The sequence below is a fragment of the Peptostreptococcus russellii genome (assembly GCF_900110295.1).
Taxonomy (GTDB): Bacteria; Bacillota; Clostridia; order Peptostreptococcales; family Peptostreptococcaceae; genus Peptostreptococcus; species Peptostreptococcus russellii_A.
Genome location: NZ_FODF01000003.1, coordinates 105,605 through 117,799, shown reverse-complemented (window position 1 = coordinate 117,799; position 12,195 = coordinate 105,605). Strand labels below are relative to the sequence as shown.

General features: G+C 31.0%; 13 protein-coding genes. 3 read left to right on the top strand and 10 right to left on the bottom strand.

Annotated features, from left to right (window positions below; all coding sequences use genetic code 11):
• The first annotated feature begins 164 nt into the window (after positions 1-164).
• From BMY82_RS03075 to BMY82_RS03065, 3 genes are all read left to right on the top strand, one after another.
• Positions 165-908 carry an HAD family hydrolase gene (locus BMY82_RS03075; RefSeq protein WP_091974563.1) on the top strand — a complete coding sequence of 248 codons (744 nt, stop codon included), beginning with the start codon at positions 165-167 and terminating at the stop codon, positions 906-908.
• A gap of 233 nt (positions 909-1,141) precedes the next feature.
• Positions 1,142-1,546 carry a hypothetical protein gene (locus BMY82_RS03070; RefSeq protein ID WP_091974561.1) on the top strand — a complete coding sequence of 135 codons (405 nt, stop codon included), beginning with the start codon at positions 1,142-1,144 and terminating at the stop codon, positions 1,544-1,546.
• Positions 1,537-2,049 (top strand): hypothetical protein, encoded by a 513-nt coding sequence (locus tag BMY82_RS03065; RefSeq protein ID WP_091974559.1) that lies wholly within the window; start codon positions 1,537-1,539, stop codon positions 2,047-2,049. The genes BMY82_RS03070 and BMY82_RS03065 overlap by 10 nt, the downstream gene beginning before the upstream one ends.
• 189 nt (positions 2,050-2,238) lie before the next feature.
• Here the strand turns inward: BMY82_RS03065 and BMY82_RS03060 are convergent, their stop codons facing one another.
• The 10 genes from BMY82_RS03060 to BMY82_RS03015 form a co-directional block, all read right to left on the bottom strand.
• Positions 2,239-3,336, bottom strand: coding sequence for a leucyl aminopeptidase (locus BMY82_RS03060; RefSeq protein WP_242938902.1), 1,098 nt, complete (start codon positions 3,334-3,336; stop codon positions 2,239-2,241).
• A gap of 35 nt (positions 3,337-3,371) precedes the next feature.
• Positions 3,372-3,680: a hypothetical protein gene (locus BMY82_RS03055; protein ID WP_091974554.1), complete on the bottom strand. Its 309-nt coding sequence runs from the start codon at positions 3,678-3,680 to the stop codon at positions 3,372-3,374.
• Between the two features lie 131 nt (positions 3,681-3,811).
• Positions 3,812-4,702, bottom strand: coding sequence for a hypothetical protein (locus BMY82_RS03050; RefSeq protein ID WP_091974552.1), 891 nt, complete (start codon positions 4,700-4,702; stop codon positions 3,812-3,814).
• A 158-nt stretch (positions 4,703-4,860) separates the two neighbouring features.
• Positions 4,861-5,307 (bottom strand): Fe-S cluster assembly sulfur transfer protein SufU, encoded by a 447-nt coding sequence (gene sufU, locus BMY82_RS03045; protein ID WP_091974550.1) that lies wholly within the window; start codon positions 5,305-5,307, stop codon positions 4,861-4,863.
• Entirely contained in the window at positions 5,297-6,532 is a 1,236-nt protein-coding gene (locus BMY82_RS03040) for an aminotransferase class V-fold PLP-dependent enzyme (RefSeq protein WP_091974548.1), read from the bottom strand. The genes sufU and BMY82_RS03040 overlap by 11 nt, the downstream gene beginning before the upstream one ends.
• A 36-nt stretch (positions 6,533-6,568) precedes the next feature.
• Positions 6,569-7,393: a SufB/SufD family protein gene (locus BMY82_RS03035; RefSeq protein ID WP_091974546.1), complete on the bottom strand. Its 825-nt coding sequence runs from the start codon at positions 7,391-7,393 to the stop codon at positions 6,569-6,571.
• 11 nt (positions 7,394-7,404) lie between these two features.
• The gene (gene sufB, locus BMY82_RS03030) at positions 7,405-8,826 is read right to left on the bottom strand and encodes a Fe-S cluster assembly protein SufB (protein WP_091974544.1); all 1,422 of its coding nucleotides are present in this window, start codon (positions 8,824-8,826) and stop codon (positions 7,405-7,407) included.
• The gene (gene sufC / locus BMY82_RS03025; RefSeq protein WP_180366712.1) at positions 8,816-9,583 is read right to left on the bottom strand and encodes a Fe-S cluster assembly ATPase SufC; all 768 of its coding nucleotides are present in this window, start codon (positions 9,581-9,583) and stop codon (positions 8,816-8,818) included. Before sufC ends, sufB begins: the two co-directional genes overlap by 11 nt.
• A 481-nt stretch (positions 9,584-10,064) precedes the next feature.
• The gene (locus BMY82_RS03020) at positions 10,065-10,643 is read right to left on the bottom strand and encodes a hypothetical protein (protein WP_091974541.1); all 579 of its coding nucleotides are present in this window, start codon (positions 10,641-10,643) and stop codon (positions 10,065-10,067) included.
• 173 nt (positions 10,644-10,816) lie between these two features.
• The gene (locus BMY82_RS03015; protein WP_180366711.1) at positions 10,817-12,124 is read right to left on the bottom strand and encodes a SpaA isopeptide-forming pilin-related protein; all 1,308 of its coding nucleotides are present in this window, start codon (positions 12,122-12,124) and stop codon (positions 10,817-10,819) included.
• Between the last annotated feature and the right edge of the window lie 71 nt (positions 12,125-12,195).

Here is a 12,195-nt window from a genome sequence, read left to right as displayed (position 1 = left end):
CTGAAAAGTTTTGTTTTTTACTTCTTTTTTTCATTTTTTAAGGATATCTATTATTTGCTATTGATATTAATTATTATAAATTATCAGAATGTTTTTTTAAAAAATAGTGTCTATTAATTATTTTTCTGTTATAATAAGTCTAATATATTGAAAGGTGGTGGAATATGAGTACTATAGCAGCTTTTTTTGATATAGATGGAACTCTTTATAGAGATTCACTTTTAATAGAACATTTCAGAAAGCTTATAAAATATGAGCTAATTTCAAAAAGCGAGTGGTCTGAACATCTTCAAACTACATACAACAACTGGGATAAGAGACAAGGAAATTATGATGACTATATGTTTGAAATTACAAATCAATATGTAAACGCTATTACAGGACTAAAAAAGTCAGACATAGATTTTGCAAGTAGACAGGTTATTAAGCTTAAAGCAGACAGGGTCTATAAGTATACACGTTCAAGAATAAAGTGGCATAAGGACAAAGGACATAAAGTAATATTTATATCTGGATCTCCAGATTATCTAGTTGAAAAAATGGCAGAAAAGTATAAAGTAGATGACAATATTGGAAGCGGATATATAGTTAAAAATGGAAAAATGACTGGAGATATTGTTCCTATGTGGGATTCCAAAAGTAAAGACTGGGCTTTAGATGTATTTATTGATAAGTATAATATAGACATGTCTAAATCATATGCCTATGGTGATACAAACGGAGATATTTCTATGCTAAGTAGAGTTGGAAACCCCATAGCTATAAATCCTACTAGAGAACTCTTAAATCATCTAGGAAATTCTAAAGAACTCAAGGAAAAAGCCAGAATTATTGTAGAGAGAAAAGATGTAATTTATGAACTTTCACCTAACGTAACCCACATTGAATCTTGCTGTGATAATTATTAAAAACGACCATATTAAAATTTATAGATTAACTTCTGCTTATAATAATAGATAATTTTTTTTAAATATCTACTTTAAAGAGGCTTATTATAATTTTAATAGATTCAAACTCAGTTGAGAAGCCTGTAAAAATTTTTATTTAAAGATTTATTTAAGGTTAATAGACTATAATCAATTTGAGCAATTCAGACTATTATATTTTTTTATACATTATATGTTAAAAAGGAGATGGGTAAATGAGCTACGTAGATTATTCTTATGAAAGAGGTCTTTTTAGAAATAGGAACTTTAGAGAATGTTATAATTCACTAAGTAAGTTTGAAGATAGAAATGCAGAATGGTATTATATGAGAGGTGTTTCTGCAATGAATCTAGGATACTATGATGAGGGTGAAGATTATATTAAAAGAGCGAAGTTTATGGATCCAGAAAATATGGAATATAAGGCGGCTTTTGATCAATACATAAATTATAGAAATGGCTACAATAATAGAGCTGATAACTATAATTACAACAGAAATAACTTGGATAATGGATGTTGCTGCTGTTGTGGTGATGATTGCTGCGGTACTTGTTGCCAACTTTATGTCTGTGATTCATGTTGTGAATGTATGGGTGGAGATTTAATACCATGCTGTTAAACAACAAGGCAAGGGCGATTTCCTTTTCTGGAATCGTACTTGCCTTTAATTTAATAGTCTTTACCCTTTTAAATATAATTCCTATAAATACTGTGGCATTTATGGTTCTAGCTTCCCTATTTCCATCTGTAATTATTATTGAATACGGAAATAAATATGGATTTATTTATAGCTTAGCTTCAATTATTTTAGGATTTTTTATAATATCCAATAAAATACATTTTTTAACCTACCTCTTTATATTTGCCTTTTACGGACTTGTAAAATCTTTAATTGAGAAAAATATAAAAAATACTTTTATGGATATTTTCTTAAAACAGATATATGCAACTATACTAGCTATAGCCTTGTTTTTTGTATCTAGATTGTTGATTGTATTTGAATTAAAGTTTATCTATATACTTGCATTTGAAATAGCATTTTTTGTATATGATTATTTTTATTCCATATTTATAAAGACATATATTAAAAAACTGAGAAAGTACTTGAAATTAAGATCATAGTCTCAGATTAAATAAGTTTTCTTTGAGATTAAAGTTTTATCCTTTCTCAATAAATTTATTACTTAATTTGAAAATACTCAAGATTTATATAATTAAAAAGGAAGTGAAAATTCACTTCCTTTTCTTCTAGTATCATTTATTTTAGTTCTTGCTACAATACTTAAAAGCCTTTAAATACTCTTTTTACTATTAAAGTACTTTTACTAATTCGCTTAGAAGGTGAACTCCAAATCCTGTTGCACCTGCTCTTAAATATTCTTTCTTATTTTCTACCATTGCTGTTCCTGCTATATCAATATGGATCCATGGAAGATTTTCTGAGAATTCTCCTACAAAAGCTGCTGCTGTTTCACATCCTGGTTGACCAGCTGAGTTTTTAAGGTCAGCAACCTTACTCTTATTCTTTTCTATTATTCTCTTATTTATAGGTAATCTCCAGCAAGGGTCCAAACTCTTTAAAGATGCCTCTTCCAGCTTTTCCCATAGTTCATCTTCCTTTGTAACTACTCCAGCATATTCTTCTCCCAAAGCTGCTACACAAGCTCCTGTAAGAGTACATATATCTACAAGCTTAGTTGCAGACTCATTTCTTATTGCATATGTCATCGCATCTGCCAAAGTAAGTCTACCTTCTGCATCTGTATTTTCTATTTCTACTGTTTTTCCATTCATAGATACAATTATATCTCCTGGAAGGTATGCTTCATCTGATATTCTATTTTCGCAAGTAGCAACTACACCTACTACATTTATCTTTGGTTTTTCTGCTGCTATTAAGTTCATCGCTCCTATTACTGCTGCAGCTCCACCCATATCACTTTTCATATCTTTCATATGTTTTGTGCTTTTTAAAGAGTAACCACCTGTATCATAGGCAATTCCCTTTCCTATTAGGGCTGTAACTTCTCTTGATTTTGAATTTCCCATATATTTCATTACTATCAACTTAGCTTCTTCTTTTGAGCCCTTTGCTACACTCATAAAAAGATTCATTCCCAACTTTTCTATTTCTTTTTCATCATATATTTTAACTTCTAGCTCTGTGTCTTTTAGGCTTTCTTGGGCAATATTGGCTATTTCTTTAGGTGTCATAATATTAGCTGGTTCATCTACCATTTCCTTGGCAAGTCTTATGCTTCTATTAATTTCTTCTGCATAATCAAAAACTTCCTCTTTTATTACACCAGCTGAATACACTTCTATTAAGTCTGCTTCTATGGCACTTTTTTCTGTAAGGAATTTATTAAAACTGTAGCTTCCATGAGCAAGTCCCTTTAAAGCTGCTATAACTTTTTCTCTTGTATGAATAGATGAGAATAAGCTTAGATCAACAAATACATTTTTGCCTTATCAGATGAAAAATCCTTAGCAGTTTTACCAAATTCTTCTAAAATTTCTTCTTCTGAAACATTTTCATCCATTGCAAATAAAATATACTTTAACTTTTTACCTTCTATTATTGAAGGTAGGACAAATCTTTTTGACTTTTCTCCATCAAAATAATCTGAGCCTAAATATTGTTTTATTTCAGAATAACTTTTAGCTATTTCTTTAATTCTTCCTCTGTCTGAAACTATAACTATCGTATCTACTCCTGTTTTTTTGATTTTATCTATTGAAACTATTTTCATATTTAATCTCCTTTTATATGTTTATTATATTTCTTATCTAAAATTGCCTTCTAAGAATATGAAAGCTATATTTATTTATATATAAAAAAGGAACAGAACTTAGAAAAGCTAATTTTCTGCCCCCTTGATATCTATTTTTCTATTAATTCAAGACTATCTGCTATTCTATCTAAAGAGTCTGCTATTCTATCCATTGTATCTAAAAATCTTTCAACATCTAAAAAAGCATCGTCAATTGCTTCAAGTATTTCTCTTCTATCTGCTATCTTGTCTAAAGCTGACAATATATCTGTACTATCGCTTGCAGATTCATCATCATAGAATTTCACCTTTACATCTGATAAATCGTCTGGAATATCATCTATAAAGTCATCCTCACTAAAAAACTTTTGCTGTTCTAATGATTGATCTTCTTCTTCGTCATCAAAATTGTAGATTCTATCTTCATCATACTTTTCAAGGTCCTTTAACTCCTCTTCATTTCCAAAGTCAAAACTCTCATTATTATTTATATACTCTTCTCTTTCATCTTCAAAAAAATCTTCTACATCATCTGACAAATCTTCATCATCTACACCATTATTTATGTCTTCTAAATTATAGTCAAAAAGTACCGTATCTCCAAGATCGTCTTTCTCTACTATTTTGCTTCTTGCAAAATCTTCTTCTAGTGGGCTCATCTCTATGTCCTCTTTTCCCATTCCCTCATTATCGGATAAGTCATATTGGGATAATTCTTTATTCGATATATTTTCTTCTCCAACAATACTTTCTTCTAAATTATCTTTTTTAAAATTTAAATTTTTAGAAGCTTCTTCTGAAAATGTTTTCTCTTCTTCTAACAACACATTGCTGCTTTCACTTTCTTCATCTTCCTTCTTTCCGGCTGCCTTTAGTTCTTCAAGTTTGGGTATCATTCCTGAATCATCAAGCTCATATCCAGAATCATCGTCATTTGCCATATTCTTGTCTTCAATATCATCCGACGTAAATTTCATATTCATCATCTTTTTGTAAACCATAATATCACCTCTTAGAAATATAAATCCACAACTAACAAGTATATTATACATTATTTACTAAAAAAAATCTATAAATAGGAATAGGGCATACTTTAATATAAAATGAGCATCCCTATTCCAAATTATTTTATTAAATTTGATTTAATTTTTCTAAAATTTTATTTTTTATTCTCAAAGTTACTATCTATTATATTAGATAGAGTATGCCATGCCAAAACGGCACACTTTACCCTTGCTGGCATATTTGAAACATTTTCAAGAACTACTGCATCTCCTAGACTATCTATTAGGTCATCATCTACATCGACTTCCTTCTTAATCATGCCTATAAACTTTTCTGTTAGTTCTTTTGCTTCTCTAATATCTTTGCCTTTGATTAAATCTACCATCATAGAAGCAGATGCCCTTGATATTGCACATCCTTCTCCTGTATAGCTGGCATCTTTTATTATATTTCCATCCATTTCTACCTGAAGAGTAATTTCATCTCCACAACTTGGATTATGACCTAATTCTTTAAAAGTAGGATCATTTAAATCTCTTCTATTTGCCTTGTTATTACTTTCCTGTAAAAGTAAGTCTGTATATAAACTTTTAAGATCCATATCCCATCACCTTTCTTACTTCATTTAATTTGTCTATAAAGAAGTCTATTTCTTCAAATGTATTGTATACTGCAAAACTAGCTCTGCAAGTTGAATTTTCTTTTAAATGCGTATGTAGTGGCATTGCACAATGATGACCTGTTCTTATTGCTATATCAAAGCTATCTAAAACAGTTGCAACGTCATGTGAATGGATATCTTTTATATTAAAGTCTATAAGAGGCGACCTGTTATAATTTGGCGTAGAATGAATTTCTACAAAATCTAATTCCTTCATCTTCTTATAGGCATAATCTGTAAGAGCAAGCTCATGTTCGTGAATATTTTCTATACCTATTCTTTCCATAAAATCTATTGCAGCTGCTAGAGCCACTGCTCCACCGACATTTTGAGTTCCAGCTTCAAATCTTGCCGGTATTGGGGCAAATGTCGTATCTTGCTCATATACATATTCAATCATATCCCCACCATACATAAATGGAGTCATTGACTCAAGTATCTCTTTCTTTCCATAAAGAACACCTATACCCATAGGAGCATACATCTTATGCCCTGAAAAAGATATAAAATCTACATCCCAGTCCTGAACGTCCATTTTAATATGTGGTGCAAGTTGTGCAGCATCTATAGAAACAACTGCACCTACTTCATGGGCAAGTCTAGTAACTTCTTTTACATCAATTACTCCACCTACTGTATTAGAAGCTCCTGCTAAAGCTACTAACTTTGTTTTTTCGCTTAAAGTATTTCTATACATATCCATATCAAGTTCGTGATCTTCATTCATATATACATACTTTAAAACTGCACCTGTTTTCTTAGCTACATACTGCCATGTAACTAAATTACTATGATGTTCATATACTGATAAGACTATTTCATCGCCCTTTTTCAAGTTTTCCAAGCCATAAGAGTAGGCTATTAAATTCAAAGCCTCAGTTGTATTTCTTACAAATATTATCTCTTTAGCCCATTTAGCATTTATAAATTCTTTTACTTTTTCTCTTGCTCCTTCATAAAGATCAGTAGAAACCATTCCCAAATAGTGTGCCCCTCTATGTGGATTAGCACACTGATAACTATAATAATTGGAAAGTGCATCTATTACACATTGTGGTTTCTGTGAAGTTGCTCCATTATCAAAGTAAACTATTTTTCTTCCCATTTTTTCTTCATTTAAATACGGAAATTCTTTTCTTATCTCCATTACTTTATCTTTATCCATCTTTAAAACACCTCACAAATTCTATGTGTTATTATCTTATATTCTTGATTCAATCTGATGCCAAACTTCTTCGCTTAATTTTGAATCTGGAAGTTTGTGAATTGTAGGAGCAAGCTTTGTTTCTACAATCATCTTTTTCGCTTCTTCAAGATTAAGACCTCTACTCATTATATAGAATAGTTTATCTTGATCTATCTTTCCTGCACTTGCTGCATGAACACCTTCTACATCATCTTCCTGACATAAAAGAACAGGAACTGCTATTGCTCTTACATCGTCATCAAGAAGTGTTGCAAATTCTTCTTCGCTTCCAGTAGATCTCTTAGACCCCCTCTTAAAATCTATTGTACCCTTAAAAGTCTTTTTCGCTTTATCCTTCAAGGCTCCATTTACAAGTATATTAGACTTTGTTTCTTCTCCAATTTGATTAATATTATAGAAAAGATCAAGGTTATTCTCTTCATTTGCAAAATATACTGCCTCAACATTAGTTGCTGCTCCCTTTCCTTTAAGGTTGGCAATATAGTTTGTAACAGTTCTTTTCGCACCAGCTTCTACCTGTATCAAGTTCACTGTTGCGCCTTCTTCTACATCTGCATTAATATCAGTAAGGGCTGCATTTTCATCATGACATCTTGATACATAATATATATTTACTGTTGATCCCTTTAGTGCATGGATATTTATTTTTGTATGTCTAGATCCACCATAGACACTATTTATATCAAATAAGGCGGATACTGTATCCCCTTCTTTTGCTGTTATTTCTTTTACTTGGTCTTCAACTTCAGGCAATTCGATTAGGGCCTCGTTTACCTTCAGCCATCTCCAAGTAAGAAGTGGTAATGTATTTGCTATCATTCTTTTTCCTCCTAACCTATTGTACCTTCAAGTTCAAGATTTATTAAGTTGTTCATTTCAACTGCATATTCAAGTGGAAGTTCCTTGGCTATAGGCTCTGCAAATCCTCTTACAACCATTGACTTCGCTTCACCTTCGCTAATACCTCTACTCATCAAGTAGAATATTACCTCGTCATCAATTCTACCTATCTTGGCTTCGTGTCCAAGGTCTACATCCTGTGTTGCTATATCTATAACTGGTATAGTATCTGATCTAGATTCTTCATCTAACATCAATGATTCACAACTAACAGTTGACTTTGATCCCTTTGCATTCTTTGTTACCTTAACAAGACCTCTGTATATTGCAACTCCTCCACCCTTAGAGATCGATTTTGAGTTTACAGTCGATGATGTATTGGGCGCTGCATGAACAACCTTTGTTCCTGTATCTAGGAACTGACCTGCACCTGCAAAAGTAATTCCTGTAAATTCAGACTTTGCATTTTCACCCTTTAATATACTCATCGGATATAGACAGGATACCTTAGATCCAAATGAACCTGATACCCATTCAATCTTTCCGTCTTTTTCAACTATACATCTCTTTGTATTTAAGTTATACATATTTCTTGACCAATTTTCTATTGTAGAATATCTAAGTGTAGCACCTTCGTTTACAAATAGTTCAACTGCTCCTGCATGGACATTTACAACATTGTACTTTGGTGCTGAACACCCCTCTATAAAGTGGCAATATGCACCTTCTTCAACTATTATAAGTGTATGTTCAAACTGACCTGCTCCTGGAGCATTTAATCTAAAATATGATTGAAGTGGAACATCTACCTGCACTCCCTTTGGTACATATACAAAAGATCCACCTGACCAAACAGCATAGTGAAGAGCTGCGTATTTATGATCTGCATTTGAAATACACTTCATAAAGTATTCTTTGACTATTTCAGGGTAAAGTTTTACTGCGCTGTCAAAGTCAGTATATATTACCCCCTGATCTAAAAGTTCCTGCTGTATATTATGGTATACTACTTCTGAATCGTACTGAGCCCCTACACCTGAAAGATTCTTTTCTCTTTCTGCTTCTGGTATCCCCAGTAAATCAAAAGTATTTTTAATATCTTCTGGAACTTCTGCCCAGTCTTCAACTAAATCTGCATCTGGTCTAATATATGTAGTAATATCATCTATATTTACCTCATCAAGATTAGGCGCCCAAGTAGGATTATCTAATTCATAAAACTTTTTTAAAGAAGCAAGTCTTATTTCAAGCATCCAATCTGGTTCATTTTTTTCTCTACTGATTTGAGTAACAATCTCTGGAGTCAGACCTTTTTCTGTCTTTGATTTGTATTTAAACTCATTTTTTACATCATATACTCCACGATCTTGTTCTTCTATCTGAGTTTTCTTTCTTACATTCTTATTTTCCATTTGATGAATTCACCTCATCTCTAATCCAACCATAACCTTCTTCTTCTATTCTCTTTATCAATGAAGCATCGCCTTCCTTTACAATTTCTCCATCTATTATTACATGGACAAAATCTGGAACTACGCTACTTATTATTTCCTTATGATGAGTAATTATAAGAACAGCATTATCATCTTTCTTGAAGTTCTTAATTCCTTCAGAAACAACTCTTACTGCATCTACATCAAGTCCTGAATCTGTTTCATCAAGCATTGCAAGTTTAGGATTTAGTATCTGCATCTGAAGTATTTCTGTCTTTTTCTTTTCTCCACCAGAGAAGCCATAATTCATATATCTAGCTGCATATTCTGGCTTCATCTGAAGTTCATTCATCTTCTTGGAAAGATCCATGTTAAATCTAAGTACTGATACTGCCTTACCGTCTACTGAAGATTTTGCAGTTCTTATAAAGTTTTCAACACTTATTCCTGGAACTTCTATTGGAGATTGGAAAGACATAAATATTCCTCTCTTTGCCCTTTCATCTGCTGCAAGTTCTGTTACATCTTCACCTTCAAAGAAGATATTTCCTGAAGTAATCTTATACTTTGGATTACTCATTATTGTATTTACAAGAGTAGACTTTCCAGAACCGTTTGGTCCCATTATTACATGAGTCTCACCCTTTTTTATAGTCAAATTAACATTTTTTAATATATCCTTATCTCCAACCTTCACACTAAGGTCTTTTACTTCTAATAATTTATTTTCACTCACTGTTTTCACATCCCTTTCAGATAATATAAATTTATTTTATTTTTAATTATATTTTTTATACTTTTATACAAGACCATATTACTATGAATTAAACTTAAAATCAATGAATTCCGACTAAATCACTCGGAATTATTTTCGCAAAATAGCGATTATTAATTAAAACACTGCATATACAGCCTCCTGTAGTTTTTTATACCCAATTTAATAGATAAATAAAACATATTTTTATTCTTTTCTTTCTTATATTTATATATTAGTTTAAACTGTAATAATTATTATAACTCTTTACTTTAAAACGAAATGTATATTTTGCATTTAAAAGGCTTTTAAGACTTTCTTTATGAGTGATTTTTTTATAAATATATTTTCTATAATTAGATTACTATTATAACTTAAAATTAGACACTTTAAATCAATAAAAGGCAAACAAAAAAGTCCTTTATTATTTAAAATAAGGACTTTTTTATTAATTACATATATTTTATTTTTCTATTATTTCAACAATGTTATTTCCGTAAACTTCTTTTGCAAGCTCATTTATTTCATTGTCTGAACCAAAATTCCCTCTATTATTTAACATTTTTTCATACATAAAGGGATAGTCTTTTGTTATTTTTTTCAATGATATAGGATACTCTTCACCGTCTTCAGGTATATACAGCTTTGGATCTACATATTTACCACCACTAAGCTTATATACAATTTTCATAGGTATACTGTAACCCGAATCTTCCACATATTTTCCATCGCTAGTTTTCTTATATTCTACAGAATGTACATTGGCATATATTTTGTACTCGTCTCTATTTTTTTTCTTTCCAAGAATTTTTATTAAATAGATATTTTTTTCTGGATTTTCCGATAATATACTTTCTTTATTTTTTACAATTGCCTTATATACAAGTCCTGAATCTCTTCCTTTTAACTTTTGACCTATTTCAGTAACTGTTACTACACTTTCTTCAATTTTCTCTTCTTTTTTTTCTTTTAAATACGATACTATGGAAATAATTGCTACTAATATCAATAATAAAAGGATTAATATTCTTTTTTTCTTCAATTTTATCACCGCTTTACAAAACTTACTAGACTCAAAATTTGCTTTTCTTGATGTCTTTAAAATTTCTCTAAAGATTTTCTTTCTACAAACATATACAAGTTCTTTTAAAATGTTTTTCTATTTTTAAAAAGCTCTGCGCTAATAAACACAGAGCTTTAAAAAATTCATTTATATTATTTTACTTCTTTTTTCTTTTTCATCGCAACTATTGCACCTGCTGATAATAGAGCTACACCAGCTACTGTATAGATTGCTGTATCTTCTGAACCTGTCTTAGCAAGTTTCTTAGAAGAATCTTTTGAGCTTTTCTTTGTATTTGAAGTCGGGCTCTTGCCATTTATGTTAAGCTTTAATATCTGATCTCCTATTTTACCTTTTTGAACTGTAAATTCATGTTTCTTAGAATTTGGATAATCGCTTAACTTATAATAGTATTTACCTGGTGAAAGATGTAATACATTATTAGATACTAAATTCCCACCTATCTTTGCATCATTTGCACTTAGGTATCCATCGCTATTAGTTTTACCATTATATACTAAAGTTTCTTTTCCATTTTTGTCTACTGAATAAACACTTATAGCTACTCCAGATAATGCCTTTTTATTATCCTTTGAATCTATTATTCTTATTTTGACACCTGTAGTCTTATCTAAATTACTTGTTGAACCTGTATTTCCAGTATTTGAACCTGTTTGATTCCCTGCATTGGCATCAGTATTCTTTAGCTTATGCAGTATTGACATAGATTTTACCTTGCCCTTTTCAACATTAAACTTATATTCTGTACTATTTAAAACATAGTTTCCTGGAACATTTAGTTCTTTGATCTTGTATTCTCCAGCTGGAAGTAAAAGTGTACCATTGTACATTTTTTCTATGTCAGAAGCATCAACAAAATACCCATTATTGTCTGTAGATAAGTTTGCTATTTTCTTATATGTATTTCCTTCTTTTTTAGATAGTTCATAAGTTGCACCTGATATAGGGGCTCCTGTCTTTTCACACTTCGATAAAATTACAGCTTGACCATATTCTCCTTCAAACTTTTTATCTGATGCCCTTACTGGTATAGATGATATTCCATTTTCTACTAAAAAGTTTACTAGTTTAGTATTTAGCATATACCCTTCTGGTGCCTTTGTTTCTACTGCATAATAAGAGCCTTCTCCTAAATCTATCTTTCCATCTTTTACAGGATTCTTAACACCCTTTGCAACTACTACGCTATTTATATCTAAAGTTCCATCTGCTTTAGTAGCTGCAGAAAATAATTTCTTGTCAGGATTTTCTCCCATGCCTATTTCATAAAAATCGTACACAGCTCCTGCTAACTTTTCACTTGAAGAATCTTCATCATGCTTAGTAAATTCTATTGTTTCTGCAAACACAGAATCTATATTAGATAATGGTGCAGTCATCGGCACTGCAACTGCCAAAGCTGCTAAAAGATTAAGTACTTTTCTATTGTGTTTCATCATATTCCCTCCTAAGGTTATAGCTTTTATTGATAATAATTTCATATTCATAAACTAATCAAAATTTTACTAAT

Excerpts from the sequence above, each read along its gene's own strand:
- BMY82_RS03075 (WP_091974563.1), top strand. The coding sequence starts at position 165 with ATGAGTACTATAGCAGCTTTTTTTGATATAGATGGAACTCTTTATAGA.
- BMY82_RS03070 (WP_091974561.1), top strand. The coding sequence starts at position 1,142 with ATGAGCTACGTAGATTATTCTTATGAAAGAGGTCTTTTTAGAAATAGG.
- BMY82_RS03065 (WP_091974559.1), top strand. The coding sequence starts at position 1,537 with ATGCTGTTAAACAACAAGGCAAGGGCGATTTCCTTTTCTGGAATCGTA.
- BMY82_RS03055 (WP_091974554.1), bottom strand. The coding sequence starts at position 3,680 with ATGAAAATAGTTTCAATAGATAAAATCAAAAAAACAGGAGTAGATACG.
- BMY82_RS03050 (WP_091974552.1), bottom strand. The coding sequence starts at position 4,702 with ATGGTTTACAAAAAGATGATGAATATGAAATTTACGTCGGATGATATT.
- sufU (WP_091974550.1), bottom strand. The coding sequence starts at position 5,307 with ATGGATCTTAAAAGTTTATATACAGACTTACTTTTACAGGAAAGTAAT.
- BMY82_RS03040 (WP_091974548.1), bottom strand. The coding sequence starts at position 6,532 with ATGGATAAAGATAAAGTAATGGAGATAAGAAAAGAATTTCCGTATTTA.
- BMY82_RS03035 (WP_091974546.1), bottom strand. The coding sequence starts at position 7,393 with ATGATAGCAAATACATTACCACTTCTTACTTGGAGATGGCTGAAGGTA.
- sufB (WP_091974544.1), bottom strand. The coding sequence starts at position 8,826 with ATGGAAAATAAGAATGTAAGAAAGAAAACTCAGATAGAAGAACAAGAT.
- BMY82_RS03015 (WP_180366711.1), bottom strand. The coding sequence starts at position 12,124 with ATGATGAAACACAATAGAAAAGTACTTAATCTTTTAGCAGCTTTGGCA.